Origin of the sequence: Aeromonas sanarellii, from assembly GCF_000820085.1 — a bacterium.
Taxonomy (GTDB): domain Bacteria; phylum Pseudomonadota; class Gammaproteobacteria; order Enterobacterales; family Aeromonadaceae; genus Aeromonas; species Aeromonas sanarellii.
The window spans coordinates 38,056-64,827 of record NZ_CDBN01000038.1; the positions used below are offsets into that span (position 1 = coordinate 38,056).

The 26,772-nt window shown below is 60.9% G+C and carries 25 protein-coding genes, 4 tRNA genes, 1 other RNA gene and 1 riboswitch; of the genes, 11 read left to right on the forward strand and 19 right to left on the reverse strand.

Going from position 1 to position 26,772, the window contains the following annotated elements; all coding sequences use genetic code 11:
* Positions 1 to 239 precede the first annotated feature (239 nt).
* Positions 240 to 980, forward strand: a complete 741-nt coding sequence (locus BN1132_RS07535; protein WP_042076487.1) for an SDR family oxidoreductase — start codon at positions 240 to 242, stop codon at positions 978 to 980.
* A gap of 63 nt (positions 981 to 1,043) precedes the next feature.
* On the opposite strand, the gene BN1132_RS07540 is transcribed toward BN1132_RS07535, so the two are convergent.
* The gene (locus BN1132_RS07540) at positions 1,044 to 1,943 is read right to left on the reverse strand and encodes a LysR family transcriptional regulator (protein WP_042076489.1); all 900 of its coding nucleotides are present in this window, start codon (positions 1,941 to 1,943) and stop codon (positions 1,044 to 1,046) included.
* Positions 1,944 to 2,044: 101 nt separating this feature from the next.
* On the opposite strand from BN1132_RS07540, the gene BN1132_RS07545 reads away from it, so the two are divergent.
* From BN1132_RS07545 to BN1132_RS07555, 3 genes are all read left to right on the forward strand, one after another.
* Positions 2,045 to 2,683, forward strand: coding sequence for an NAD(P)-dependent oxidoreductase (locus BN1132_RS07545; RefSeq protein WP_042076492.1), 639 nt, complete (start codon positions 2,045 to 2,047; stop codon positions 2,681 to 2,683).
* Positions 2,684 to 3,096: 413 nt separating this feature from the next.
* Complete coding sequence (locus BN1132_RS07550; RefSeq protein ID WP_042076494.1) at positions 3,097 to 4,167, forward strand: isopenicillin N synthase family dioxygenase; 1,071 nt, start codon at positions 3,097 to 3,099, stop codon at positions 4,165 to 4,167.
* An 89-nt stretch (positions 4,168 to 4,256) separates the two neighbouring features.
* Positions 4,257 to 5,420, forward strand: coding sequence for a trans-sulfuration enzyme family protein (locus BN1132_RS07555; protein ID WP_042076495.1), 1,164 nt, complete (start codon positions 4,257 to 4,259; stop codon positions 5,418 to 5,420).
* Positions 5,421 to 5,502: 82 nt separating this feature from the next.
* On the opposite strand, the gene folD is transcribed toward BN1132_RS07555, so the two are convergent.
* Complete coding sequence (gene folD / locus BN1132_RS07560; protein ID WP_042076496.1) at positions 5,503 to 6,360, reverse strand: bifunctional methylenetetrahydrofolate dehydrogenase/methenyltetrahydrofolate cyclohydrolase FolD; 858 nt, start codon at positions 6,358 to 6,360, stop codon at positions 5,503 to 5,505.
* A gap of 203 nt (positions 6,361 to 6,563) precedes the next feature.
* Between folD and BN1132_RS07565 the strand changes: the two genes are divergently transcribed.
* From BN1132_RS07565 to katG, 4 genes are all read left to right on the forward strand, one after another.
* A tRNA-Pro gene (locus BN1132_RS07565) sits at positions 6,564 to 6,640 on the forward strand.
* A 37-nt stretch (positions 6,641 to 6,677) separates the two neighbouring features.
* Positions 6,678 to 6,754, forward strand: a tRNA-Arg gene (locus BN1132_RS07570).
* A 44-nt stretch (positions 6,755 to 6,798) separates the two neighbouring features.
* A tRNA-His gene (locus tag BN1132_RS07575) sits at positions 6,799 to 6,874 on the forward strand.
* A gap of 602 nt (positions 6,875 to 7,476) precedes the next feature.
* Positions 7,477 to 9,648, forward strand: coding sequence for a catalase/peroxidase HPI (gene katG, locus BN1132_RS07580; protein WP_042076498.1), 2,172 nt, complete (start codon positions 7,477 to 7,479; stop codon positions 9,646 to 9,648).
* Positions 9,649 to 9,873: 225 nt separating this feature from the next.
* Here katG and BN1132_RS07585 read toward each other — a convergent pair whose 3' ends face one another.
* The 5 genes from BN1132_RS07585 to BN1132_RS07600 all read right to left on the reverse strand — a co-directional run bounded on the left by BN1132_RS07585 (position 9,874) and on the right by BN1132_RS07600 (position 13,767).
* Positions 9,874 to 10,443 carry a lipid-binding SYLF domain-containing protein gene (locus tag BN1132_RS07585; RefSeq protein WP_042076500.1) on the reverse strand — a complete coding sequence of 190 codons (570 nt, stop codon included), beginning with the start codon at positions 10,441 to 10,443 and terminating at the stop codon, positions 9,874 to 9,876.
* A gap of 507 nt (positions 10,444 to 10,950) precedes the next feature.
* The gene (locus BN1132_RS07590; RefSeq protein ID WP_042076501.1) at positions 10,951 to 11,934 is read right to left on the reverse strand and encodes a porin family protein; all 984 of its coding nucleotides are present in this window, start codon (positions 11,932 to 11,934) and stop codon (positions 10,951 to 10,953) included.
* Between the two features lie 857 nt (positions 11,935 to 12,791).
* A non-coding RNA gene (locus BN1132_RS19440) (RtT sRNA) lies at positions 12,792 to 12,921 on the reverse strand.
* Positions 12,922 to 12,975: 54 nt separating this feature from the next.
* Positions 12,976 to 13,063, reverse strand: a tRNA-Ser gene (locus BN1132_RS07595).
* Positions 13,064 to 13,311: 248 nt separating this feature from the next.
* On the reverse strand, positions 13,312 to 13,767 hold the full coding sequence (locus BN1132_RS07600; RefSeq protein ID WP_209428955.1) for a type III secretion system chaperone family protein: 456 nt from the start codon (positions 13,765 to 13,767) through the stop codon (positions 13,312 to 13,314).
* A 160-nt stretch (positions 13,768 to 13,927) separates the two neighbouring features.
* Here BN1132_RS07600 and BN1132_RS07605 point away from each other — a divergent pair, with 160 nt between their 5' ends.
* Positions 13,928 to 15,265: a flavohemoglobin expression-modulating QEGLA motif protein gene (locus BN1132_RS07605; protein WP_042076503.1), complete on the forward strand. Its 1,338-nt coding sequence runs from the start codon at positions 13,928 to 13,930 to the stop codon at positions 15,263 to 15,265.
* Between the two features lie 56 nt (positions 15,266 to 15,321).
* On the opposite strand, the gene BN1132_RS07610 is transcribed toward BN1132_RS07605, so the two are convergent.
* Together BN1132_RS07610 and BN1132_RS07615 are read right to left on the reverse strand one after the other, a co-directional pair.
* Positions 15,322 to 15,903 carry a thymidine kinase gene (locus tag BN1132_RS07610; protein WP_042076506.1) on the reverse strand — a complete coding sequence of 194 codons (582 nt, stop codon included), beginning with the start codon at positions 15,901 to 15,903 and terminating at the stop codon, positions 15,322 to 15,324.
* 85 nt (positions 15,904 to 15,988) lie between these two features.
* Positions 15,989 to 17,569 carry a Na+/H+ antiporter NhaC family protein gene (locus BN1132_RS07615; protein WP_042076508.1) on the reverse strand — a complete coding sequence of 527 codons (1,581 nt, stop codon included), beginning with the start codon at positions 17,567 to 17,569 and terminating at the stop codon, positions 15,989 to 15,991.
* A gap of 87 nt (positions 17,570 to 17,656) precedes the next feature.
* Positions 17,657 to 17,828: riboswitch (Lysine riboswitch) on the reverse strand.
* Positions 17,829 to 18,147: 319 nt separating this feature from the next.
* On the opposite strand from BN1132_RS07615, the gene BN1132_RS07620 reads away from it, so the two are divergent.
* Complete coding sequence (locus tag BN1132_RS07620; RefSeq protein ID WP_042076509.1) at positions 18,148 to 18,552, forward strand: H-NS family histone-like protein; 405 nt, start codon at positions 18,148 to 18,150, stop codon at positions 18,550 to 18,552.
* Between the two features lie 73 nt (positions 18,553 to 18,625).
* Here the strand turns inward: BN1132_RS07620 and BN1132_RS07625 are convergent, their stop codons facing one another.
* From BN1132_RS07625 to BN1132_RS07645, 5 genes are all read right to left on the reverse strand, one after another.
* Positions 18,626 to 19,189, reverse strand: a complete 564-nt coding sequence (locus BN1132_RS07625) for a cob(I)yrinic acid a,c-diamide adenosyltransferase (protein ID WP_042076510.1) — start codon at positions 19,187 to 19,189, stop codon at positions 18,626 to 18,628.
* Positions 19,186 to 19,416, reverse strand: coding sequence for a DUF3820 family protein (locus BN1132_RS07630; protein WP_042076511.1), 231 nt, complete (start codon positions 19,414 to 19,416; stop codon positions 19,186 to 19,188). Before BN1132_RS07630 ends, BN1132_RS07625 begins: the two co-directional genes overlap by 4 nt.
* A 1-nt stretch (position 19,417) precedes the next feature.
* On the reverse strand, positions 19,418 to 20,089 hold the full coding sequence (gene queE, locus BN1132_RS07635; RefSeq protein ID WP_042076512.1) for a 7-carboxy-7-deazaguanine synthase QueE: 672 nt from the start codon (positions 20,087 to 20,089) through the stop codon (positions 19,418 to 19,420).
* 61 nt (positions 20,090 to 20,150) lie between these two features.
* A complete protein-coding gene (queC, locus tag BN1132_RS07640; RefSeq protein WP_042076649.1) occupies positions 20,151 to 20,858 on the reverse strand; it encodes a 7-cyano-7-deazaguanine synthase QueC in 708 nt (235 codons plus the stop codon).
* Positions 20,859 to 20,910: 52 nt separating this feature from the next.
* Positions 20,911 to 21,570, reverse strand: coding sequence for a tRNA-uridine aminocarboxypropyltransferase (locus tag BN1132_RS07645; protein WP_209428956.1), 660 nt, complete (start codon positions 21,568 to 21,570; stop codon positions 20,911 to 20,913).
* Between BN1132_RS07645 and rrtA the strand changes: the two genes are divergently transcribed.
* Positions 21,536 to 22,114: a rhombosortase gene (gene rrtA / locus BN1132_RS07650; protein WP_244462922.1), complete on the forward strand. Its 579-nt coding sequence runs from the start codon at positions 21,536 to 21,538 to the stop codon at positions 22,112 to 22,114. The two genes, BN1132_RS07645 and rrtA, sit on opposite strands and share 35 nt — an antisense overlap.
* Positions 22,115 to 22,218: 104 nt before the next feature.
* Here the strand turns inward: rrtA and pyrF are convergent, their stop codons facing one another.
* From pyrF to rpsA, 5 genes are all read right to left on the reverse strand, one after another.
* Positions 22,219 to 22,917, reverse strand: coding sequence for an orotidine-5'-phosphate decarboxylase (gene pyrF, locus BN1132_RS07655; protein ID WP_042076513.1), 699 nt, complete (start codon positions 22,915 to 22,917; stop codon positions 22,219 to 22,221).
* Positions 22,918 to 23,063: 146 nt separating this feature from the next.
* On the reverse strand, positions 23,064 to 24,230 hold the full coding sequence (gene lapB / locus BN1132_RS07660) for a lipopolysaccharide assembly protein LapB (protein ID WP_042076514.1): 1,167 nt from the start codon (positions 24,228 to 24,230) through the stop codon (positions 23,064 to 23,066).
* Between the two features lie 9 nt (positions 24,231 to 24,239).
* Complete coding sequence (locus tag BN1132_RS07665; protein WP_042016623.1) at positions 24,240 to 24,524, reverse strand: LapA family protein; 285 nt, start codon at positions 24,522 to 24,524, stop codon at positions 24,240 to 24,242.
* 156 nt (positions 24,525 to 24,680) lie between these two features.
* Positions 24,681 to 24,965 (reverse strand): integration host factor subunit beta, encoded by a 285-nt coding sequence (ihfB, locus tag BN1132_RS07670; RefSeq protein WP_005337145.1) that lies wholly within the window; start codon positions 24,963 to 24,965, stop codon positions 24,681 to 24,683.
* 92 nt (positions 24,966 to 25,057) lie between these two features.
* On the reverse strand, positions 25,058 to 26,728 hold the full coding sequence (rpsA, locus tag BN1132_RS07675) for a 30S ribosomal protein S1 (protein WP_011705690.1): 1,671 nt from the start codon (positions 26,726 to 26,728) through the stop codon (positions 25,058 to 25,060).
* Positions 26,729 to 26,772 lie beyond the last annotated feature (44 nt).

Here is a 26,772-nt window from a genome sequence, read left to right on the forward strand (position 1 = left end):
ACCACTGCCGGCAGGGGGCGCGCTCGCCCGGGAGGCCACATTAAACATGGCCGCCTTGCCGGCGGCAAGCCTTCTCCGGCGACGGCGGGACGAGGCGCCGCTCTCCTCGTCCGCCAACCGCCCTCCTGGTCTGTCACAAAAGTGACGCCTTCTCCTGCCACAGTGGATGCCGACAACATTGTCAATTGCCCGGGCAGTGCAGGGCACTCTTCCCGTCGTGACATGCCAAGGAGAGCAGCATGAAGAAAATCGCCTTGATCACCGGAGCCCGTGGCGGCATCGGCACCGCCATCACCGCCGCCCTGTTGGAGCAGGGCTATCGCATCATCGCCACCCACTCCAGCACCAGCGCGGCGGCGGCGAGGGAGTGGTTCGACACCCAGGGGCACCAGCCGGATCGGGTGCGCCTGCTGGCGCTGGACGTGGCCGACACCGCCATGTGCCGCGAGACCCTGGGCCACCTGCTGCAGGAGGAGGGACGGGTCGACGTGCTGGTCAACAACGCCGGCATCACCCGGGACGGCGCCTTCAAGCGGATGACGCCGGATCAGTGGTTCGAGGTGATCCACACCAACCTGTGCAGCCTCTACAACGTGACCCAGCCACTGTTCGACGCCATGTGCGAGCAGCGCGACGCCCGCATCATCAACATCTCCTCGGTCAACGGCCAGAAGGGGCAATTCGGCCAGGTCAACTACTCGGCCGCCAAGGCGGGCATGCTGGGCTTCACCAAGGCGCTGGCGGCGGAGGGGGCCCGCTTCGGAGTCACGGTCAACGCCATCGCCCCCGGCTATACCGCCACCCCCATGGTGGCGGCGATCCGCACCGATGTGCTCGACAGCATCAAGGCCGACATTCCCATGCGCCGCCTCGCCAAGCCCGAGGAGATCGCCGCCGCCGTGGCCTTCCTCGCGAGCGAAGCGGGGGCCTATATCACGGGGGAGACCCTGGCCATCAACGGCGGGCTCTACATGAAATGAGCGCGGGCAAGGGACGGGGGCGCGCGGGCGATCCCGATCGCCCTTGCTCGCTCCCGCGGCCACTCACTGGGCGCGGCTCTGACCGTGCTCGGCGAAGTGGCTGCGCAGGGCGCTGATCACCCGCCGCACCTTCTCCGGGATCTCCCGCTGGGGCGTGATGGCGTGGATCTCCATGGCGGGCGCCCGAAAGCCGGGCAGCAGTGCCAGCAGGCGGCCCGAGGCGAGATCCTCGGCGATCTCTCCCTCGGGTTGCAACGAGATCCCCTGTCCCGCCAGGGTGAACTGGCGCAGGGGCAGCACGTTGTTGCACAGCACCCTGGGCCTGGGCTTCACCTTGTGGGCCTGCCCTTTCTCATCCAGCAACAGCAACCCTCCCCCCAGCATCTCCGAGGCCAGCCAGTCGTGGGTCAGCAGATCCGCCGGGCTGCGCGGCGTCCCCTTGCGCGCCAGGTAGGCGGGGGCGGCGCACAGCAGCATCCGGGTCTGTCCCAGCCTGCGAGCCACCAGGGTGGAATCTTCGAGCGTGCCGACCCGCAGCGCCACGTCGATGCGATCCTTGATGAGATCCCGCTTCTCGTCGTCGGCGATGATCTGGATGCACAGGCCCGGATGCGCCTGCAGCAGCGGCGAGAGCGCCCGTGCCAGAGGTTGACCCGCCATCCCCACCGGGGCGGTGATCCGCACCTCCCCAAGCAGGCTGTCGCGTACCTCCGAGAGGCGCAGCTCGGTCTGGCTCAGGGTTTGCTGCAGGGACTGGCACCCCTGCCATACCACCTCCCCCGCCTCGGTCAGGCTGAGGCGGCGGGTGGAGCGGTGCAACAGGGGCAGGCCGAGCATCCCCTCGAGCTGGCCGATATGCTGGCTGACGGCGGACGGGGTCATGCCGAGGGCCTTGGCGGCGCCGGTCATACTGCCCGCCTCCACCACGGCGGCGAAGATGGCGTAGCGTCTGAGCTGATCCATTATGAAGCCTTGCTTACAAGTGAATGCAATTTTCAGTGGATTATTAAATCACATCCGGGAGCGTAGGATAGCCCCATTCCCACAGCGAAGGAGAGTTTCCCATGAAGATTGCCCTCATCGGTGCCAGCGGCTTTGTCGGTTCCGCCATCCTCCAGGAAGCCGTCAGCCGCGGCCATCAGGTCACCGCCATAGTGCGCGACATCAGCAAGGTCGCAGCCCATCCCCAGGTCCGCGCCGTGGCGGTGGATGCCCAGGACAACCAGGCCCTGGCCCCAGTGCTCGAGGGGCACGATCGGGTGATCAGTGCCTACAACCCCGGCTGGACAGTGCCGGACATCTACGACCAGTACCTCAAGGGTGCCAGCGCCATCGTGGCGGCGGCCAAGGCGACCAGCAGCTGGTTGCTGGTGGTCGGCGGCGCCGGCAGCCTTGAGATAGCGCCGGGCGTGCAACTGGTAGATACCCCGGAATTTCCGGCCGAGTGGAAGCAAGGGGCGCTCGCGGCCCGCGACGGCCTCAGGGCACTGCGCCGGGAAACCGTCCTCGACTGGCGCTTCGTCTCCCCGCCCGTGTTCCTCGAGCCCGGCGAGAAGCGCGGCGGCTATCGCCTCGGTGCCGATCGGGTGCTGTTTGACGGTGACAAACCCGCCGGGATCACGGTCGGCGATCTGGCGGACGGCGTACTGAACGAGGCGGAGCAGCCGGCCCACCTGCGCCAGCGCTTCACCCTGGGCTACTGAGCCCAGGCTGTCGCGCGTCGCCAGTCAGCAGGCTCAGCTGTTGATCCATGACGGCGGGGTTCATACCTGACCGTCCACCGCGGGGAGGCATCAGCCTCCCCGCAGCTTTCCCCTGTCCCTCTCCCTGTCGCCGTCCCGGGTGGATGGCAGCCGTGCTCGCCCCCGGCAGGGTTGCACAGTCGGCAGAGGGCCACTTTTCCCGTTTCATCCTCCAGCACCCCCGCGAGGGTCGAATTCTATTTCGAATTTTGTATATAACTAAGAATAATTCGTTGCTTTGCCGTTATAACTCCGAACCGTAGTATCACCTCAGTTCAATTGGCGCCCCCACCCAGGATCCACTTCGGATGGCGCGCCGCCGTGTTAACCGGTCAGGGATCAAGGTTCCCGGCCCGATAGCTGAGGAGATGCAGATGGAACATTCATCACTGCCGATCATCGATCTCGCCGCGCTCCAGGGCGCCCCCGAGGTACGTCGCCAGATGCTGGCCAAGCTGGGCCGGGCGGCCCGCGAGGTCGGCTTCTTCTATCTGGTGGGTCACGATCTTCGCGAGGAAGAGCAGCGGGAGACCCTGGCACTCGCCGCCCGCTTCTTCGCCCTGCCTACGCAGGAGAAGCTGGCGGTGCAGATGGTGCACTCCCCCCATTTTCGCGGCTACAACCAGGTGGGGGCCGAGCTGACCCGGGCGCGGCCGGATCAGCGGGAACAGTTCGATATCATGAACGAGGAGGCCGCGCTCGATACCGCCCAACTGACTCATCCCTGGCAGCGGCTGATCGGCCCCAACCAGTGGCCTGCCGCCCTGCCCGGGATGAAGGCGCAGCTACTGGCCTGGCAGGATCGGCTGAGCGCCATCACCCTCACCCTGCTCGATGCCTTCGCCGAAGTGCTGGAGCAGCCGGCCGGGGTGTTTGACGAGAGCATTCGCGGTGCCCCCTACCAGCACATGAAGCTCATCCACTACCCGGGACAGGAGGCGGGGGGCAGCGGCCAGGGGGTGGGCGCCCACAAGGATCCCGGCTACCTGACCCTGGTGATGCAGGACGATCACTCCGGCCTCGAGGTGGAGACGGCCCAGGGCTGGATCCCGGCGCCCCCCCTGCCGGGGGCCCTGGTGGTCAACATCGGCGAGTTGCTGGAGCTCGCCTCCGACGGCTACCTCAAGGCCACCCTGCACCGGGTGCAGAGCCCGCCGCCCGGGGTGTCACGCCTCTCCTGCGCCTTCTTCATGGCGGCCAGGCTGGACGCGACGGTGCCGCTGCTGTCACTCTCCCCCGAGTTGGCGGCGCTGGCAGAGGGGCCCCAGAGCGATCCCGCCAACCCGCTCTTCTACCAGGTGGGGGAGAACGTGCTCAAGGGACGGCTGCGCTCCCACCCGGATGTGGCGGCCCGCCACTATGGCGTCGCCCCGGCGTCCGCCAATCCGCAGACAACCAGCGGGCAGACGACAAAGAGCGAGCGGCGCGAGCCACAGCTCGCCTGACGCAGCCATGCAGCATTAAAACGGGGGCGCCGCGGCGCCCCGGATAACACAAGCAGTTGGGCCACAGCCTGGCAATGACGGAGTAAAAAATGAAATTCAAGACCATGAGCGTGCACAGCGGCCAGCGGATCGACCCCCAGACCGGCGCCCTCACCACCCCGCTCTACCAGAGCAGCACCTTCAGCTACTTCAACGCCCAGGCGGGCAAGGAACGCTTCGCCGGTCAGGCCCCCGGCTTCATCTATAGCCGCTTCGGCAACCCCACCACCGCCGAGCTGGAGCAGAAGCTGGCGGCCCTGGAGGGCGCCGACGAGGCCCTGGTGGTGGCGAGCGGCATGGCGGCGGTGAGCGCCATCATGTATGCCCTGGCGGACAGCGGCGATGAAGTGGCCTATATAGGCCCGCTCTACGGCGGCACCGATGCGTTTCTCAAGCAGACCTTCAGCCGCGCCGGCATCAAGGTCACCGCCTACGAGAGCGATCAGGATCTGCTGGCCAACATCCGCCCCGCCACCAAGGTGGTACTGTTCGAAACCCTGACCAACCCCACCCTCAAGGTGGTGGATCCTCGGGTGGTGGTGGAGGCGGCCCGCAAGGTGGGCGCCATCACGGTGTGTGACAACACCTTCCTCACCCCCTACCTGCTGCGCCCGCTGGAGCTCGGCGTCGATCTGGTGATGCACAGCGGCACCAAGTACCTGGGTGGTCACGGCGACATCATCGCCGGGGTGGTGGCGGGCTCCCACGCCCTGATGAAGTCGGTGCGCACCGTGGCCCTCAAGCATATCGGTTCCCCCATAGGCCCCCAGGAGGCCTACCTGCTGCAGCGCGGGGTCAAGACCCTGCCCCTGCGCATGGATGCCCACCTGCACAATGCCCAGAAGGTGGCCGACTTCCTCGCCGCCCACCCGGCGGTGAAGAAGGTGATCTACCCGGGGCTGGCCAGCCATCCGGGCCACGATGCCCTCGGCGCCTTCGCCAGCGGCTTTGGCGGCATGGTAAGCATCGAGCTGGAAGGCGGATTTGAGCGCTGCGCCACCCTGCTCGACAACCTGCAGCTGTTCGTGCAGGCGGTGAGCCTCGGTGATCTCGAGAGCCTGGCCTGCCACCCGGCCAGCACCACCCACGCCGCCATGGACGAGGCGAGTCGCCTCGCCGCCGGGGTGAATGACGATCTCATCCGCTTCAGCATCGGGGTGGAAGACGCCGACGATCTCATCGCCGATCTGGCGGCGGCGCTGGCGCTGATCTGACCTTCGGGGAACAGAGACCGCGCAATGAAAAAGGGAAGGCCAGGCCTTCCCTTTTTTGCTGTTTGCGCCAGAGGGCGCTGACTCAGGCGTCGTGATAGTCCTGGCAGGCGCTCAGGGTATTCTCCATCAGGCTGGCCACCGTCATGGGGCCCACGCCACCCGGCACAGGGGTGATGAAGGCGGCGTGATTGCGCGCAGTTTCAAACTCCACGTCCCCCACCAGGGAGCCGTCGGCCAGACGGTTGATGCCCACGTCGATCACCAGGGCGCCGGGCTTGACCCACTCCCCCGGGATGAAGTTCGGCTTGCCCACCGCCACCACCAGCAGATCGGCGCGGCGTACCTGGGCCTCCAGATCCTGGGTGAAGCGGTGGCAGGTGGTGGTGGTGCAGCCCGCCAGCAGCAGCTCCAGGGTCATGGGCCGGCCGACGATGTTGGAGGCCCCGACCACCACGGCGTGCAGACCGTGGGTCTTGACGCCGGTCGCCTCGATCAGGGTCATGATCCCCTTGGGGGTGCAGGGGCGCAGCGCCGGAATGCGCTGGGCCAGACGGCCCACGTTGTAGGGGTGGAAGCCATCCACGTCCTTGTCGGGGCGAATACGCTCCAGCACCTGGGTGGTGTCGCAATGGGCCGGCAGGGGCAATTGCACCAGGATGCCGTCCACGGCCGGATCCTCATTGAGTTTGTCGATCAACGCCAGCAGCTCGTCCTGCGTGGCCGTGGCGCTGAGATCGTAGGAGCGGGAGACGAAACCCACCTCTTCACAGGCACGACGCTTGCTGCCCACATAGACCTGGGAGGCCGGATCCAGCCCCACCAGGATCACCGCCAGACCCGGTGCCCGCTTCCCCTGTGCCAACCGCTGTTGGACTTGCGCGGCGACCTGGTTGCGAATCGTTTGCGCAACCTGTTTTCCATCAATGATTTTGGCAGACATCGTTCTTCACTCATCCTGTGTTCAACTGCGGCGCATTGTCGCATTTTTTTGGCGCGGGTGTTAGCGGCTCTCGCCTGACGGGCAATAAGTAGGCACTTGAATTTACTGGCGGAAAAAGTCGTTGACGCTGACTTTGGCGCTTGGGTATGATGCCCGCCCGTTGCCCAGTGGTGCCGCCGAAGGTATGCTGGAGCACGAATTTTCGGTGATTAGCGCAGCCCGGTAGCGCATCTGGTTTGGGACCAGAGGGTCAAAGGTTCGAATCCTTTATCACCGACCAGGTTCATCGGGAAGTCCTCCGGATTTCTTGATACAACGCGCCCTTAGCTCAGTCGGATAGAGCAACGGCCTTCTAAGCCGTGGGTCGCAGGTTCGAATCCTGCAGGGCGCGCCATTGATGCGACTCCTTGAGAGCGGCATCGAAGGCAGATTTCAGTGGTGGCTGTAGCTCAGTTGGTAGAGTCCCGGATTGTGATTCCGGTTGTCGTGGGTTCGAGCCCCATCAGCCACCCCATCATTCCCCTTTCAGGTTGTCTGCAACCTGATGCCGCAGCACTCGATGCTGCCCTTTCAGACCGGCCAAGTGCCGGTCTTTTTGTTTTCCGCCCCTGACCCCCCCCTTCTCCTGACATGCTCATCGCCTGGCGGCCCGCCAAGAGGAAGTGCCCCCTGCCCTGCCTGTCCCATAGCCGTTATTCCCCTGTGTCTTCACTGCCTGCCCAGCACGGCGCACCACCACACGCCGGCCACGTCGCCAGGCTCTCGAGGGCCTGCGTCACAAAAATACGCGAGTACCCCGCCCCAAGGCCGGGAACCCGGCTCGCCATGATGCAGCGCAAACTTGGACCCGGATGGCCGTGATATGGGTAAAAAGATGAACAACCGCCGGACGCACCACCCGCACGGGGCACCGGCAGATCGCCAAACTCGATGGCCGTGATTCATCTTTTCGTAATCCGCCCCATAAAAATTAACCAATCCATTGAAAAATAAGGAGTAATTGACACCACACCGTCGTGCCATGAGGCATTCCCTGCCATGGCGTCACACCGCACGGTGGAAATGTTTCCATACTAAGTTGTCAGCAATGTAGATGCCCTCCAAGGAGAGACCGAGATGAGTGACGAAAGCAAATGCCCCTTCAACCACACCGCCGGCGTCGGCAGAACCAATCGTGATTGGTGGCCGAACCAGTTGCGGCTGGATCTGCTGCACCAGCATTCCCCCAGCTCCGATCCCATGGGCAAGGACTTCGACTACGCCAAGGCCTTCGCGAGCCTCGACTATCAGGCGCTCAAGAAGGACCTGGTCAAACTGATGACAGATTCCCAGGAGTGGTGGCCGGCGGACTTCGGTCACTACGGTCCCCAGTTCATCCGCATGACCTGGCACGCCGCGGGCACCTATCGCACCACGGATGGTCGCGGTGGCGGCGGCCGGGGCCAGCAGCGTTTCGCCCCCCTCAACAGCTGGCCCGACAACGTCAACATCGACAAGTCGCGCCGCCTGCTCTGGCCCATCAAGCAGAAATACGGCGACAAGATCTCCTGGGCCGATCTGCTGATCCTCGCCGGCAACGTCGCCCTGGAATCCATGGGGTTCCGCACCTTCGGCTTCGGCGGTGGCAGGCCGGACGTGTGGGAGCCGGATCAGGACGTCAACTGGGGGGATGAGATTGCCTGGCTCGGGGTCGACCCAGATCGGGTCAAGGGCGACCGCGAGCTCAGCCCCCCCTTCGGCGCCACCCACATGGGCCTGATTTACGTCAACCCGGAAGGACCGAACGCCAGCGGCGACTATATGGAGGCGGCCAAAGACATCCGCTCCACCTTCGGCCGCATGGCGATGAATGATGAAGAGACGGTGGCCCTCATCGCAGGCGGTCACACCTTCGGCAAGGCCCATGGCGCCGCGCCCGAATCCCACAAGGGGCCAGAGCCCGAAGGTGCCCCTCTGGAGGCACAGGGCCTCGGCTGGATGAGCGACTACGGCAGCGGGCACGGCAAGGACACCGTCTCCAGCGGGCTCGAAGTGACCTGGACCAAGACCCCGGCGCTGTGGAGCAACAACTTCTTCGAGAACCTGTTCAAGTACGAATGGGAGCTGACCAAGTCGCCGGCCGGTGCCAAGCAGTGGGTCGCAAAAGATGCCCCGGAGATCATTCCCGATGCCCACATCCCGGGCAAGTTCCACAAGCCGACCATGCTGACCACCGACCTGACCCTGCGCTTTGACCCCGAATTCGGCAAGATCTCCCGCCACTTCCACGAAGACCCGCAAGCCTTCGCCGATGCCTTTGCCCGCGCCTGGTTCAAACTGACCCACCGCGACATGGGCCCCATCACGCGCTACCTGGGGCCGGAAGTTCCCAAGGAGGAGCTGATCTGGCAGGACCCCATTCCCGCCGTCAACCACCCCCTGGTCGATGACAAGGACGTGACAACGCTCAAGGAGAAGATCCTGGCAGCCCCCCTCTCCGTGGCCGAGCTGGTCTCCACCGCCTGGGCCTCCGCGTCCACCTTCCGCGGCTCCGACAAGCGTGGCGGCGCCAACGGTGCCCGCATCCGCCTCGCCCCGCAGAAGGATTGGGCGGTCAACCAGCCGGCGCAGCTGGCGAAGGTGCTTCAGGCCCTCGAAGGGATCCAGCAGGCCTTCAACGCCTCGGCCACCGGTGGCAAGAAGGTATCCCTGGCCGATCTCATCGTGCTGGCGGGTGGTGTCGGCGTCGAGCAGGCGGCGAAGAAGGCCGGTGTCTCCGTGACCGTGCCCTTCACCCCGGGTCGCATGGATGCCTCCCAGGCCCAGACGGATGTCGACTCCTTTGCCGTGCTCGAGCCCCTCGCCGACGGGTTCCGCAACTACGGGGGCGAGTGCGCCGCCTTCGCGGAGACCATGCTGATCGACAAGGCACAGTTGCTCACCCTGAGTGCCCCCGAGATGACGGTGCTGGTCGGCGGCATGCGGGTGCTCGGCACCAATGTCGGCAACTGCCACGGGGTATTCACCGCGACCCCGGGCACCCTGTCCAACGACTTCTTCGTCAATCTGCTCGACATGGGCACCGAGTGGAAGCCGGCAGCAGACAAGGGCGTCTACGAGGGCACGGATCGCAAGAGCGGCAAGGCCAGGTGGACGGGCAGCCGGGTCGATCTGGTGTTCGGCTCGAACTCCCAGTTGCGGGCCCTGGCGGAGGTCTATGCCAGCTCGGGCGCCAAGGAGAAGTTCGTGAAGGACTTCGTGGCGGCCTGGACCAAGGTCATGAACCTGGATCGCTTCGATCTCGCCTGATCCCGGGCGCCGTTCCCAGGCCCGCCAGGAATCGGCGGGCCTGTTTCCCGGGAATGGCGCGAGAAATAACCGGATGACGCAACGCAGACAACAACCCGACCGTCAGGTCGGGTTTTTATCGGGTGGGGTATCGTGATGGGCTTGCTCCGGGTATGACGGTCACCTGGGGCCGAGCAAGTGGCTCTTGGGGAGCTGACTTCGGGAGGCGAGCCTTGCCAGAAGCCTTCAGTACGTGTCCTGACTCATATTGAGGTCACTCTTACTCATTCTGATTGCTCTTGCCGTAATTGAGGCTGACACACCACCATCAGACAATATATGCACGGAATATTCAGGAATAATGCCACTCGACGCCCCTTCCATCGCAGCGGTGCCAACGGAAGCCTCACCACCGATGTCGAATGCCCAATGGTCATGTTTTACTTTGTCAATGACATCTTGCGAATACAGCAAGACTAAGACCTTGTAAGAACGAGCCCCCCAACCGGCACCCAGATCCCATCGCTGAACACGATAAAAAACAGGTTCTTTTTCTGCCTTTACAAACAGCACGCCCTCGCCACCCCCCACGCCAATGGCAGGTATCTTAGTCACCTTCATATTGACGACAAGATAGGCCAACGACTCCTCGAATAATTTATTGAGTTTTTCATCCTGTGCCATCAACTGATGAAGGGTACTGTCCGCCATTTCATTTATACCCTGTCGTTTTATACCCCGTTGTTCATCATCAAAATGACTGCAACCCATGATTAAAAGGGCCATCGCCATCAACAAACACTGCTTTATTTTCATCCGTCATTCCGCCCCTGATTTTGACATATTAAAATGGTGACATAAGCAGATGAACTGAAGTGATACCTGTTCTCACCAACAAGTCCACGGGGTGACACACGATGGCTCAACACCCCACTCCATAATTATCTAAGGTAAAGCAATACATTCTAATTTTCTGACTTTGTTCTCCGCCCCAGAAGGAAGTTTCTAAAAAGCGACCATCCTCCTGACATATGTAAGACTTCACCAAGGGAGCATTTAAAAACAACCATATGAACTAACTTGTTATTTCTCCCCACAAGTCGAGTTATCATTAATCGTGGAATATCGACCTTGTTATAAATTAGACAATCACGTCGAAAAACATATTCCATCACAGAACAAAGCAGCATTATGAATAGCTTGATGCTGTACCAGAACTTCTGATAAAAATGCGACATGGGCGAGCACGGCAAACAGGACGAGTGGACACCTCTCCATTGAGATGCAAGACATATCAAGGGATTCCTACCGCCATGCCTCCGCCTACCACCGATAGTCCAGCATCATGACCATGCTGGTTCGCTCAGGGCCGACATTGAACTCTGCCACCACACCATAGTTTCTGGCCAGGTTCCAGTTCAGCCCAACCACCCCAGCCCATTCATTTTCGTTTTCGGAAGATATGCTGTAAGCAATGTTATAGCCAAAAGGTTCAGACTGCTGAGTAAATCCTTCCACTTTCATATAAGAGAAGCCCACAAAAGGGCTCACTAAACCCAAATTATCGAGGTGGAATGAGCGGCCAACTCGTGGGCTCACCAGCAGTGCCTTACTCTCGGTGCGCTTATCATCGGTTTCCGATCGGGTATAGCTGACCGGCAGAACCGCAAAATACTGGCCGAAGCCGGCGGTAAAATTCGTATTCACCCCATAATTCCAGCCTGAAAAATCAGGTGAAAAATGAATCGTCTCAAGACCTGGCTTGATATGCTTAAACACCGAATCAGGAATGGTGACTTCCAGATCAGAGTCGCCATCAAAACGTCCGGCGTGCATTCCAACCTGCATGAATGGCAAGATCCACGAGCTGAGTTTCAGTTGCCATGTCCGGGTATGGCCTTCTGGATGACCAAAGTCGATCTCATCCAGATTTAGACGGCCAAAATCGATATCCGGACGATCGGGAATGGCCAGCTTCAAATCGGAGAAGCTGAACCCTTGTTGCATATACGTTGGCAAAATGGAGAGAGAGAATGGCAGAGGCAGATCAAACCCGAGATCAATCGCACTCTGCGCATAAAAAGGTAACGCATGCTCCCATTTGCGATTCAGTCTCTGTTGGTTTGACGGAGCTGGCCGAGTGATAGAGGGGCGCACATCGGCTGGAATGGTGGCTTTTCGCGCCGCTTTGCGTAATGCCCTGATCTGCTTCTGGCTATCATTCAGGCCTGTCGCCTCTGATGATGGCTGCTCTGCAGCCGACACCATAGGCGAGGTGACAAGAAATAAAAAAGGCAGAAAATGCACACTTGTCATCCTTATTAACACAGACTGCCCAACAATATTCATACGAAGTAGATTGCCAACATAAAATATTCTTCACTCGTGATTGCCGTTGAACATTGAATTTATTTCCAGGTCTTTCTTACCGCTTTTCCTATTACATATCAGTGTATTCTGCTAACTGGATGATTTTAATGGTGCGACATTTTACTACGATCCTTGTGGGGTAACATGTACAGGACCTTAAGAAAATACGTCATTTAAAATGCCCGCCAACACCCAGCTCCGAATTGACACTCTCAGCTCCACACGGCGAACATTGTTAGCCAGCTGATCGATGGCCGCTCCCGCAGCCCTTATTTCTCTCATGATGCCATGCGTGACTTTCATCGGCCCTGAGTCCCTTTCACCAAGTGATAAAGGAATGGCTCCGCGCCCGGAGCTGGCTCACAGACCCAGTCTGGATCCCTTCAACTGGATTGGCCATCGAGAAACCGTATCGGTCTGGGCAAGGGTACGCCCTTTACCTGGAGCTAAGGGAGGAATGATTCGCCACTGCGTGACTCACCCCTTCGGGCGACCTCTGGCCGTTCATCGCGGCAAGCCGCTTTGCTCTAACCAGGCGAGGCGACTCACCCTCTCTTGTCGGCATCAGGGGATATGCAGGGCCCAGGATGCAAAAAACCGACCCCCAGGTCGGTTCGTTAAACATGGGGCTGGGTTGGAATTGACTCGCGCCCTTCCTTGCGCTCACCCAGTGGGCAGCCTTCGGTTATCCAGGCGGGCCATTCTGCCCAGTTGTCGAACCAGGGTTCAAACCGAGCCATTCATCACCGGAAATGCAAAAGGGCCTGTCTTGCGACAGGCCCTTTTACGTTATTTGGCGGTGAGGGAGGGATGATTCGCCACTGCGTGGCTCCCCCCTTCGGGGCGGCCTCTGGCCGTTCATCGCGGCAAGTCGCTCTGCTCGAACCCAGGCGAGGGTTTTCACCCTCTCGCTGGGTATCAGGGAATATGATAACCCCAGATGCAAAAAACCGACCCTGAGGTCGGTTTTTTATAATTTGGCGGTGAGGGAGGGATTCGAACCCTCGATACGTTGCCGTATACACACTTTCCAGGCGTGCTCCTTCAGCCACTCGGACACCTCACCAAATTTTTACTTCTTTGAAGTGGCTTTCGGAACACGCTACGCGTGCTTTCTTGCCGACTTCGTCGGTGGGCAGCCACTCGGACAGCTCACCAAATTTTGGTCTGTGGTTTAACGTGTTCAGCCAACACGGGTCACTGCGCCATCGCGCCGGAACGGGGCGTAATTTAGGGGAAAGGCCCGCCGACGTCAACGGCTTTTTGACCGCAGCGAACCGTTCGCGCATTTAACGCACAGCGCCATCCCCGGGATCAGTGCACGGACTCCGGTGCCACCTGGATTTCAGGCAGATTCAGGAAGCCCAGGCGCTCGCACTCGGAGACCACTTCGTGGGTCGCGGAGGTGGTGCTTTCCACAAACAGCAGGAACTGCTCCACGCTGAGCCCCGCCCTGGTGAAGACGGTATGGCCGACGATGAGACGCGGCAGGTTGTCATCTATGATGTCGAGGAACACCTTGAGGGACGGGTATTGCATGTTGAGACGGCCCAGCTCGGCCACGAGCGACAGCAACGCCGAGGGGCGCACTTCCAGCTCGGATGAGAACAGCAGCCCTTCCTCTTCGACGAAGATCCGGCTCTCCTGGATGCCCTCGACGGACTGCAGGGAGACCATGTGGATGCCGTGGCACTGATCGCACACATAGTGCTCGATCCGGGCCTGCTGCAACCAACGCATTATCATTTCAGAGCTGGGGATATTCATCATTTCCACGACACAATAAGGATCAAGGGGCGCAGTCTAAACCAATTTTCAGGCAACCAAAAGTAGAGGGGCCGGATCGGCCGTCGTCCCGCTTCTTTTTGACTATCCCAATGCCTATACTCAACCATTCTCGTAGCGCACCCGCCTCCAACCAAAGAGCCCGATGACCATCCAAGAAAAGTATCGCCTGCACCTGAAATCCCTCTCGGATGAACTGCTCGCCCTGCAAAAACCCATCCGCATCCTGGATGCCATCAAATGGCCCCGCCACCTGCAAGCCGACTTTCTCGCCAGGGGGGGGGAGGCGCTGCCCGCCATCGATGCCGACTTTTATCGTACCCTCTCTCTCGGCTTCGAGCCGCGCAACAAGTATCTGGAGCTCAAGGAGCTGAGGGACAGGATCCGCAGGCGGCTCGGCCCCCAGGACGATCTGGGCCGGATCCTGCAAGAGACGGTGGATCAGTACATGGTGGTGATCGAGATGCTGCGCCAGCGCGGGCAGCCGGACTTTCAGCGCTACAGCCAGTTGCTCTACGGCTCGGCGAGCGATCACCTGCGCGGTGATCGCAAGACCCTGAAAGAGCTGGGTGCCCGGCTGTGCGACATCTTCTCCCTGCCCGGCGCCCGCCATCTGGTGCGCCCCTACCCCAAGGAGTTCGAAGGGGAAGCGGCGGTGGCCAGGTTGCAGGGCAAGCTCTCGAACTATTTCAGTGACGGCACCGTGCAAGTCAAGCTGAGTGATGGCATCGTCTCCGATGCCGCCGCCGGGGGGGATTACATCAAGCTGAGCTCCCACGCCCGCTTCTCCGAGCTGGACTTGCAGGTATTGGAAGTGCACGAGGGCTGGGTCCACGTGGGCACCACCCTGAACGGTCGGCAGCAATCCTATGCCACCTGGCTCGGGGCAGGCTCGCCGCGCATCACCGCCTGTCAGGAGGGGCTCGCCGTGCTCATCGAGACCCTCACCTTCAGCTCCTTTCCGGACAGGGCCAAGCGCATCTCGGATCGGGTGATGGCCATCGACATGGCGGAGCGCGGCGCCGACTTCGTCGAGGTGTTTCGCCACTTCGTCGAGAAAGGCACCAGCGAGCACGACGCCTACAAGATCACCCAGCGGGTGTTTCGCGGCGGCATGGTGGCGGGGGGCGCCTGCTTTACCAAGGATCTCTCCTATGTGAAGGGCTATGTGGAGACCGTCAACTTCATCCGCAGCGCCGTGCTGGAGGGAGTCCCCGAGATCCTGCCCATGCTGTTCGTCGGCAAGGTAACCCTGGACGACATCCCGGTGCTCTATCAGCACTATCTGGAGGGGCTCATCGATGCACCGCGCTACCTGCCCCCCATGTTTCGCGATCTCACCGGTCTCTACGTCTGGTTCGGCTTCGCCTCCGGCATGTCGCTCGTCGACATAGGACGGGTGCAACAACACTTCCGCCAGCTGTTCCACCGCCTGCCGGTGGCCGATCCCATCATCGCCCCCGTCGACATCGAGATCGACTGAGCCCCGGGCAAACAAAAGGGCGCCGGATGGGCGCCCTTTGTGGATGATGGCCAGCCTTACTTGAACGCCCGTCCCTCCAGGTAGTGCTTGCGGCAGAGCGACACATAGCGATCGTTGCCGCCAATCTCCACCTGCTCGCCGTCGCGCATCACCTGCCCCGCCTCGTTGACGCGAGAGTTCATGTGCGCCTTGTTGCCGCACCAGCAGATGCTTTTCAGCTCCTCGAACTTGTCTGCCAGGCAGAGCAGGTGGTAGGAGCCGGGGAAGAGCTCCCCGCGAAAATCGGTCTTGAGGCCGTAGGCGATCACCGGGATGTCCTGCTCGTCCACGATGCGGGCGAGCTGGTAGACCTGCTCGCGGGTCAGGAACTGCGCCTCGTCGACGATGAAGACATCGATGTGCCGCTCGGCGTGGCGGGCCTTGACCATCTCGAACAGATCGCAGCTGTCGCTGAAGACCTCCACCCTCAACTCCAGCCCTACCCTGGCGCTGATCACCCCGACACCGAAGCGATCGTCGATGGCGGGGGTCATGGCCAGCGGAACCATGCCCCGCTCCAGGTAGTTGAAGTGCGCCTGGATGAGCTGGGTCGACTTGCCCGAGTTCATGGTGGCGAATTTGTAGTGCAATGAAGCCATGGTGGAGTTCCGATACGGGAATGATGGGGGGCATGCTAACGAAAGCCCCCGCCAAAACCAAGGGGCCCGAAGGCCCCTTGTTCTCTTATGCGACGGCCAGCGCGCGATGCTGCCGGGTTTTGCGCAGATGGTAACCGGAGAAGACCAGGAACCAGAGCGCACTGACGGTAAAGCCTGCCAGCACGGAGTGCATCAAGCCCATCACCAGATAGCCGAGGGCGGCGCCGAAGGCGATGGCCAGCGCATAGGGCAGCTGGGTCATCACGTGATCGATGTGGTGGCAACCGGCCCCCGTGGCCGAGAGGATGCTGGTGCTGGAGATGGGCGAGCTGTGATCGCCGAACACCGAGCCCGCCAGCACGGCGGCCAGCATGGGCAGCATCAGGCTGAGGTCGCTGGCGGCCGCCATGTCGCCGGCGAGCGGCAGCATGATGCCGAAGGTGCCCCAGCTGGTGCCGGTGGCAAAGGCCATGGCACAGGAGAGGATGAACACCACCGCCGGCAGCACCTCGATGGGCAGGTTGCCGTTGGCCAGGGAAGCCAGGTATTTACCGGTCTCCACGTCGCGCACCACGGCGCCTATGGTCCAGGCAAACAGCAGGATGTTGATGGCGGGCAGCATGGCCATGATCCCCTGAGGCGCGGCCTTCATCCAGTTGCTGGCCCCGAGCTTGAGGCGCATGGCCAGGCCGATGGAGACCACCAGACTGCACAGGGCGCCATAGACCAGGGAGGAGCCGACGTTGGTATTCTCGAACGATCCGAGCACGCTGAACGGCAGCCCTTTGCTCTCCAGCACGCTGGCACCGGAGTCGATCATGAAGTAGACGGTGGCCAGGGTGAGGGTCAGGATCGGCAGCACCATGTCAATCATGCCGCCGTTGCTCTCCTGTGGGCTCTCCATGTCCAGACCGATGGGACGTCCCTTGGACTCATCCCACAGCTTGCCCTCCAGGGCCCACTGCTCATGCTGGCGCATGGGGCCGATGTCGAGCTGGAAGGCGATCACCACCAGCACCATGATCAGGGTGAACACCGCATAGAGGTTCATCGGGATCATCTCGACGAAGGCGGAGATGGGGCTCTGCTCGGTCAGACCGTGGGCCGCCATGATGCCACCCACCAGGGCGATGATGTAGGCGCCCCAGGAGGAGATGGGCATCAGCACGCAGACCGGCGCCGCGGTGGAGTCCAGCAGGTAGGCCAGCTTGGCGCGGGAGATCTGGAAGCGATCGGTGACCGGACGGCAGATGGCCCCCACCGACAGGCTGTGGAAGAAGTCGTCGATGAAGAAGGCGAACACCATCATGCCGGTGAGGGTCTTGGCTCCCTTGCGGGTCTTGGCACGGCGCTCTGCCCACTCGGCAAAGGCCCGGGTGGCGCCGGAGACGCTCATCAGGCTGATGAGGCCGCCGAGCAGCAACATGAAGAGGATCATGTTGACGTTGTCGCGGTTGAGCGCACCGTCGACCCAGAAGATCCTGAGCACGGTGTCGAGCATGTAGTGCAGTGATGCGAGGGGTGAAAACTGGTTGAGCAGCAGGCTGCCCGCGACTATGCCCACCCCCAGCGACACCAGGACGCGACGGGTGATGATCGCCAGGGCGACGGCCAGCAAGGGGGGAACGACGGACCAACCGGAGTCGGCGTAATGAATGATGTCCATGATCTCTTTGCACCTAAAGACAACAGGTGGAGATCTACCGAGAGGATCAAAGAAACAAAACCCATGGGGAGGGTATACTCCTCAGCCCCTTCAGGTAGCGCTCCATAGTGGATGACTATGGCAGTCCTGCACCTATTAGATGCAGAACCAGCAACCCGGTATGATGGCCTGGTCACTTCGGCGCCGACTCCTTTCATCGAGCATCACAGGCATCACCCTCCGCTCGGTTACTCATAGGCAGCGCGCCTCTACTTAAAGGTATTCGCGGCACATTTTATCGAGCTACCGGGTGATAGCAAGTTTTTTGATTAAATTTCAAGGCAGGTATGGCACAAGCAAGGCAAATGGTAGTCAAATGGTGCGCCATCGCTCATGTCGACGATATTTTCATCTGGTTGGAACTCATTCGGAAATGAACGCAGACAGATGCGGGAAAATATATCGCCACGAATATTTATCTGACTTAATTTATCAGGATAATTAATTATTTCGGCAGGCTTGACTTGATGCCGAATCCCCCTATAGATTATCGAAAAAACAATCTCTTCCCCTAATATCTTGCCCGCGTGGTAGCCAATATGAACGAATTTTTGAAAGTACTGTTGAATATCCGTAGCCTGCGGGCGACTTGCCGCGAATTGACTCTGGAACAGCTGGAAGAAGGTTTGGAGAAACTCTCCGCCGTGGTGGCCGAACGTCAGCAGGATGAATCTGCCGAGCGCCAGGCCCGTGAAGAGCATCAAAAGAAAATTGCCGAATACGCCGAAATGCTGAAGGCAGCCGGGATCGATCCCGCTGAATTGGTCAATACCGTTGTCGCCGATGCTCCCAAGGCAAGCAAGGGCAAGCGAGCCCCCCGCCCCCCCAAATATCGCTATCTGGACAATGGTGTGGAAAAAACCTGGACCGGCCAGGGTCGCATGCCCTCCGTCATTGCCAAGGCCGTGGCCGAAGGCAAATCGGTGGAAGAATTTGCCATCTGATCCCTGGCACGCTGTCCCGCCCAATAAAAAACCTCGCTAGGCGAGGTTTTTTATTGCCCGCTCCATGAGCTCCTCAGCGCCTATCCGCCGCCTTGACCCAGAGGATCTCCGGCGTGCCCGAGGAGACCAGCAGGTATCTGGCTACGGTGAAAAACCAGTCACTCAGCCGGTTCAGATAGGGCAACACGGCGGGGTTCACCCGCTCCTCGCGGCTCAGGCCCAGCAGCAGGCGCTCGCAGCGACGGGTCAGGGTTCGCACTACGTGAGCCTGGGCCGCCGCCCGCGAGCCGCTCGGCAGGATGAAATTGCGCAGTGCCGGCAACTGGGCACTATAGGCATCGATCTGCTGTTCGAGCCTCTGGGTCCAGCGCTCGTTGACCTGCCACAAGGCGGGATTTTGCGCCTCGCTGGAAAAAGCCAGCTCGCCCCCCAAATCAAACAGCTCCTGCTGCAACAATATCAATTCGGCCAATAATGCCGTCTCGTCGGCGGGTATTTCGGCCATCAAGAGCCCTATCTGGGAATTCAGCTCATCGATGGCGCCATAGGTCTCCACGCGCCGATCATCTTTAGCCAGAGACGTGCCGTCGGCAAGCCGCGTGAGCCCCTTGTCCCCCTGCCTCGTATATATTCTCATTCTGACATCCTGTTAATAATGGGAATAATCATGGACTCCAGCCCATTGAGTTTTATCTCGTAGGCCAGCGCCAATGACTGGCCAAGGGCACCGGCCGGAAAACCGCTGCGCGCCAGCCACACCAGATAAGGCTCCGGAATATCGATGATGCGTCGCCCCCGATATTTCCCGTAGGGCATCTTGCTGGCCAGGGTGAGCAATACCCGCTCATCGGAGAGTCCGTCCATATCAATCGATATTCAGGTATTTGTGGGTCTGGATGGAGAGCCGCCAGTTGCGGGCGATGCAGGTCGCCATGGCCAGCTCGGTGGCCCTGGGCTTCTGGCTGATGGGTTGCAGTGCGATCACCACGTCGGGGCGCAGCCGGGCACTCGCCAGCAGGGCATCCAGCTCCTCGATATGGCGCTCGGTCGCCACCGGATGCTTGATCTCGTTGGCCCGCTCGAGGGCCGACAGCAGCACCGGCAGGCCCCCCTTCATGCCGATCTTGGGGGAGACAGTCACCCAGGTCTGCTCGTGGGTCAGGATCTCGCTGGTACCGCTGGTCTCGATCTGAACCTGGTAGCCCGATGCCACCAGGGCCGACGAGAGCTCGTTCAGATCATAGAGGCAGGGCTCGCCGCCGGTTAACACCACGTGGCGCGCAAGGTAGCCAAGCCGCTGGAAGCTGGCCAGGATATCCTCCGTGCTCATCCTGCTCCAGCCATCGGATTCGTTGGATCGATCGAGCACCTCGTCGCGCGCGACCTCGCGCTCGGGATCCACGACCCAGGTATGGCGGGTATCGCACCAGGGGCAGCCCACCGGGCAGCCTTGCAGGCGTACGAAGATGGCGGGCAGGCCGGTGAAGACCCCCTCCCCCTGGATGGTCTGGAAGATCTCGTTGATTGGGTAGTGCATCTTGATCACGACTGGCTGCAAAAGCCGCGGATTATACCCCAAAGGCAGCCGAGGCGCAGGCTCAAGATCCGCTTTTCTCGCCGAGCCCGGTTTTCTCAAACAGCCTGGCCCGGATGCCCCCCTGATCGGCCAGATAGCGATCGAGCCCCCGCCGCCGCAGTTCGCAGGCGGGACAGGTGCCACAACCGTCCCCCTGAATGCCGTTGTAGCAGGTGAGGGTCTGGTGGCGCACGGTGTCGAGGTGGCCGTAGTGATCCGCCAGCGCCCAGGTCTCGGCCTTGTCGAGCCACATCAGGGGGGTCTCGAAGCGAATGGCGCGATCCAGCCCGAGCGACACCGCCTGGTTGAGCGCCTTGACGAAGTCGTCGCGGCAATCGGGATAGCCGGAGAAATCCGTCTCGCACACCCCGGTGATCACTGCCTCGGCACCGACCTGGTAGGCATAGATGGCGGCCAGGGTCAGGAACAGGATGTTGCGCCCCGGCACGAAGGTATTGGGCAGGCCGTTATCCTGCAGTTCACCGCTGACCGGTATGTCGTCCCGGGTCAGGGCAGAGATGGCCAGCTCCCCCAACATGGTCACGTCCATCACCTTGTGGGCGGCGATCCCGAGCGTCCCTGCCAGCTGGCGGGCGGTCTCTATCTCCGCCCGGTGGCGCTGGCCATAATCGAAGGTGATGGCGTGCACTTCGTCATAACGGGCCTGTGCCTGCACCAGGCAGGTGGTGCTGTCCTGCCCCCCACTGAATACCACGACGGCTTTTTTCACGTTGGTCACTCCTCTTGGCCCCCTGACGAGCAGGCGGCGTACTCTGGACAGTTCATCGGCGGCGGCCATCGGCAAACTCATGCCACTGCCGGTTCAAATGGGTAAAGAGCTCCATCAGCGGGGCGAAGCGCTCGGCGTCACCCTCCCACTGGGATAACAGATGGTAGCCCGCCTCCAGGGTCGACAAGGCCCCGGGAAAGGGGCTTTTGCGAATGGAATATTGCCCGGCGATGGCGCCGAGCGTGATCCGCGGCAGCCCGAGCAGGGCCGGGTTGCGGTGCAACATGCGATAGGCCTTGCGCCAGGTGCCGTCGAGCAGGATAAAGTGCGCGCTCGCCTTCCCTTGCCCTGCGCGGCGTGCAAGGTGCGCCCTGGCCTGTAGCGGAGTCAGCGCCTCGTCATCTGGCCACAACAGGTAACACTGCACGTCGGGGTCGGCCAGCAGGGCATTGAGCCCTTCGTCCCCCCCAAAATCCTCTCCCACATGGATGCGGGCATGGCCGAGCGAAGCTGCCAGCAGCGCCGCCGTCCCCTTGGGGTGACCCACCTCGGTCGGGTGTTGCAGGATATGGAGCGGAGCATGATGGGGCACTTGCCGAACATATTCGCACAGGCACGCTTTGAGGGCTCGGGTACAGCGTGTACAGTATCGGCTCTCTTTGTCGTTGGGCTGTTTCATGTTGTCAGAAAAATCGGGTCTGCTCTGGGTCATCACGCTTTCGCTCGTCACTGCCTTGCTCTTCTTCACCGTGCCAAACCATCAGCTCGCCTTCGATCGCAACCTGATCGCCCAGGGGGAAGGGTGGCGCATCATAACAGGCAATCTGGCCCACACCAATCTGTGGCACCTGCTGCTCAACCTGAGCGGACTGGCGGTCCTCTACAGCCTGTTCCAGGAGTACCTGGCGGCCTGGCGCCTGCCCGTGCTGCTGTTGCTGCTGGGCGCGGCCGTGGGGCTGGGGATCTGGTGGTGGTGCCCGCAGACCCAATGGTACATGGGGCTGTCCGGCCTGCTGCACGGCCTGTTCGTGTGGGGCGCCATGCAGGACATCCGTTACCGCCGCTATTCCGGCTGGCTGATGCTGGCAGGCATCGTGATCAAGCTCGGCCTGGATTTCTACAGCGCCGGGGAGAGCCCGGTCTCCGCCCTCATCGGTGCGAGGGTACACATCGAATCCCATTTCATCGGCTCGGCCGCCGGCCTGCTGCTCGGCCTCTTCCCCCTCGGTCTGGGTGTGCAGGCCGTCAAGTCTTGAACCCTGCGGGTACGAGGTTCACCCGCTCGCAGCAGCACTAGTCTTCCCATCAAAATGCAACAGGCCGGATCGGGATCCGGCCTGTTGTATTCGGGCGACACAAACTAGCCGTTGAGCTCGGCGTTGATCGCCCCCAGCACGGCGGCTGGCTCCGCAGCCTGGGTGATGGGGCGACCGATCACCAGATAGTCGGCCCCCGCCTCCACCGCGGCCCGCGGTGTCATAACGCGGCGCTGATCCCCGGCGGCCGAGCCGGTCGGACGAATGCCCGGGGTCACCAGCTTGAAGTCGGCGCCGAGCAGGGCCTTCAGCGCGCTCGCCTCTTCGGCGGAGCAGACCACCCCGTCCAGTCCCGCCGTCTTGGCAAGGGTGGCCAGGCGGATCACCTGCTCGGCCGGGGTCACATCCAGACCCAGAGGAGCCATGTCGGACTGCTCCATGCTGGTCAGCACCGTCACACCGATGAGCAGGGGCGCCTTGTCACCATAGGGCAGCAGCGCCTCCCTGGCGGCCCGCATCATGCGCTCGCCACCGCTGGCATGGACGTTGACCATCCAGACGCCGAGCTCGGCGCTGGCGGCCACGGCCTTGGCGACCGTGTTGGGGATGTCGTGGAATTTCAGATCCAGGAAGACGTCGAAACCCTTGGCCACCAACTGGCGCACGAACTGGGGACCAAACAGGGTAAACATCTCCTTGCCCACCTTGAGGCGGCACTGGGCCGGGGAGATCTGCTCAATGAAGGCGAAGGCGTCGGCCTCGTGCTGATAATCCAGCGCAACCAGTACTTTGGGGTCTTGCATGTCACTTCCTATGGGTTGTTATGCCATCTCCAGGCGCAACACGAGCCGGGGCCCCGGTTGCACGCTGGCATCTGAATCACTTGGATAGCCCCGTTCGTCCGGGGCTCAGGCCTGCTAAGCCCAAGAGGCAAAGCACCTTGTGCCCTTCATTCCCCATCCAGACCGCGGATCGGCTTGATGGTGCCCCACTGCCGGCAGGAGGGGCACTGCCAGAACAGCGAATGGGTGGCGAAGCCACACTGGCGGCACTTGTGGGTCGATTTTATCTTGATCTGCTCGCCCACCAGTTGCTGCAGCAGCTCGAGGCTCTCCTTGGCCGGCCCCTCCTCGGCGCTCGCCAGCTGGAAGCCCACCAGTTGGTAGAAGCCCTTCATGGAGGGGTGGCGCCGCAACTGGCGCAGCACCAGGGCGCGGGCCTGGCTCAGGCCGTCGCGCGCCTCCACCAGATTGGCCAGGGCCAGGGTCACGCTGACGCCCGCATGATCCTCCACCGCTTTCTCCAGCAGCGGGATCAGCTCCTGGCTGCGGCCCATCTGCTGGTAGCACCGAAGCAGTTTTGGCATGGCTTCGGAGGCAAAGTCGATGTCCTGCTCGAACACCCGCAGCAGATCCTTGCTGGCCTCCTCGTACCTGCCCTCCTCCATCGAGAGTTCAGCAAGGCGCAGGCTGGCGCGTGCGCAGGCCGGGTGGGCGACGAGCGCACGTTTCAGCCTGGCGATGCCCGCCGACTTGTCGCCGTCGCGCAAGGCGCTCTCCGCCTGTTCACAATAGAAATGGGAGATGGGCTCGGCCAGCTTCTTGCCCTGGAATTTCTGCAGGCGAATGGCCACCTCGATGGCCCTGTCCCAGTCGCGCAACTGCTGATGGATCACGAGCAACTGGGAGAGCGCCGTCTCCTCGAAGTCGCTGTCCTCGCACAGCTCCTTCCAGATGGCTTCGGCCCGATCCAGCAGGCCGGCAGCCAGAAAATCGCGGGCCAGCTCCTGCAGCGCGAGCTGGCGCTGCTCCCGGGTCAGCTGGCGAGCAACCAGGTTCTGGTGGATCTTGATGGCGCGATCTACTTCGCCCCGCTGACGAAACAGGTTGCCGAGGGAGAGGTGGGTTTCGATGGTATCGCTGTCGACTTCCAGCAGCTGGATGAAGAGGTCCACCGCCTTGTCGGATTCGTCGGACAACAAATAGTTGAGACCCGCCACGTACTGGCGGGAAAACTGGTTACTCTGTTGCTGGGTGTCCTGGCGAACACTCCTGCGTCCCATATACCAGCCATAACCGGCGGCGATGGGCAACAGCAGGAAAAGCAGTTCAAGCATCGAGGGACGTTATTCCTTGGCTGTCGACCGGGCAAGCTCCAATTCACGAGATTGACGACGCATGGTTCGGTTCAGGGTGCGGTTTTGCAGCTTGAGGCGCAGGAACAGCAGGCCGAAGACCAGCCAGCCCAGCAGGAAGCCACCGGCAAAGAAGAAACCCAGCAGCATGGACAGCGAGAACTCACCCTGAGCTATCAGATAATTGAACTGAACCAGCTGACCATTTTGCGAACCGATGGCCAGGGTCAATACAAACACCAGCACCAATGGGATGAGGGCCAAGATACGCTTCATAGGAGCTCCCTGTCTGTAGCTAATGAGAGACTGATTATCCTTAAAATCGCAGGCAGACTCTAGAGCGAATGGGAAAAGAGTTCGAGAAACCCGACAATGAACGGCCTCAATGTCGTAAAAATAAAAAAGGCATACCCTTGTATGCCAATTTCTGCATTATTCGACGATGTTGACGCGCTCGCGCAACTCTTTGCCAGGCTTGAAGTGCGGGACATATTTCCCGGTCAGTTCAACCTTGTCCCCGGTCTTGGGGTTGCGGCCCACGCGAGGCGCACGATAGTGCAGTGAGAAACTTCCAAATCCTCGGATTTCAATCCGGTCGCCGTTTTGCAAGGTCGATGCCATCTGCTCAAGGATCTCCTTGATGGCGGCTTCAACATCCTTGGCCGGCATATGCATGCGGCTGGCTGCCAGTTGTTCGATGAGATCTGATTTGGTCATAAGGTTAAATCTCCTTCCCCGATCACATGCAATAATAATTTTGCCAGGATAAAAAAGGGCGGCGCAATGCCGCCCTTTTCTTGCATCAAGGATTATTCACCCTTGGCGGCTTTGAACGCTTCAGCCATGGCGTTGCTGAACACAACTTCTTCTTGCTGGTTCAGGCTGTCGATGGCAACACGCTCGTCAGCCTCGTCCTTGGCACGGACAGACAGGCTTACGGTGCGGTTCTTGCGATCAACGCCCATGAACTTGGCTTCAACTTCGTCACCAACAGACAGCACCAGAGTGGCGTCTTCTACGCGGTCACGAGCAGCGTCGGAAGCACGCAGGTAGCCTTCCACGCCGTCAGCCAGTTCGATCACGGCGCCCTTGGCATCAACCTCGGTAACCTTACCCTTCACGATAGCACCTTTCTTGTTGTCAGACAGGTACTTGTTGAACGGGTCTTCTTCGATCTGCTTGACGCCCAGGGAGATGCGCTCGCGCTCCGGGTCCACTTGCAGAACAACGGCTTCGATCTCGTCGCCCTTCTTGAATTCACGCACGGCTTCTTCGCCCTGGTTGTTCCAGGAGATGTCAGACAGGTGAACCAGGCCGTCGATGCCGCCATCCAGACCGATGAAGATACCAAAGTCAGTGATGGACTTGATCTTACCGGAAACACGGTCGCCCTTGGCGTGAGTTTCGGCAAACAGCTGCCACGGGTTTGACTTGCACTGCTTCAGACCCAGGGAGATACGACGACGCTCTTCGTCGATGTCCAGAACCATCACGTCAACCACGTCGCCAACGTTGACAACCTTGGACGGGTGGATGTTCTTGTTGGTCCAATCCATCTCGGATACGTGTACCAGGCCTTCAACGCCTTCTTCGATTTCAACGAAGCAGCCGTAGTCGGTCAGGTTGGTCACGCGGCCAGACAGACGGGTGGTCTCCGGGTAACGCTTGGCGATAGCAACCCAGGGATCTTCGCCCAGTTGCTTCAGACCCAGGGATACACGGGTACGCTCGCGGTCGAACTTCAGAACCTTGACTGCGATCTCGTCGCCAACGTTGACGATTTCGGAAGGATGCTTAACGCGCTTCCACGCCATGTCGGTGATGTGCAGCAGGCCGTCAACACCACCCAGATCTACGAATGCACCGTAGTCGGTCAGGTTCTTGACGATACCCTTAACTTCTTGACCTTCTTGCAGGTTGGCCAGCAGGCTTTCGCGCTCGGAGGTGTTCTCGGTTTCGATCACGGCACGACGGGAAACCACAACGTTGTTGCGCTTCTGGTCCAGCTTGATGACCTTGAACTCGAGTTCTTTGTTTTCCAGGTGAGCGGTGTCACGGATCGGACGCACGTCAACCAGAGAACCCGGCAGGAAGGCACGGATGCCGTTCAGTTCAACGGTGAAACCACCCTTGACCTTGCCGTTGATGATACCGATAACGGTAGCTTGCTCTTCGTAAGCTTTTTCAAGCTGCAGCCAGGCTTCGTGGCGCTTGGCTTTTTCGCGGGACAGCTTGGTTTCGCCGAAACCATCTTCGATAGAGTCCAGAGCCACGTCAACGGAGTCACCTACGTTGATTTCCAGCTCGCCCATGGCGTTCTTGAATTCTTCAGCCGGGATAGCGGACTCGGATTTCAGACCGGCGTCAACCAGTACGAAACCATTTTCGATAGCAACGACAGTGCCCTTGACGATGGAACCTTGACGGGTTTCAACGGCGTTCAGGGACTCTTCAAAGAGTTGAGCAAAAGATTCGATCATTGTTTATGTCACAAATGAAACATCCACTCGCAATCCGGCACAAG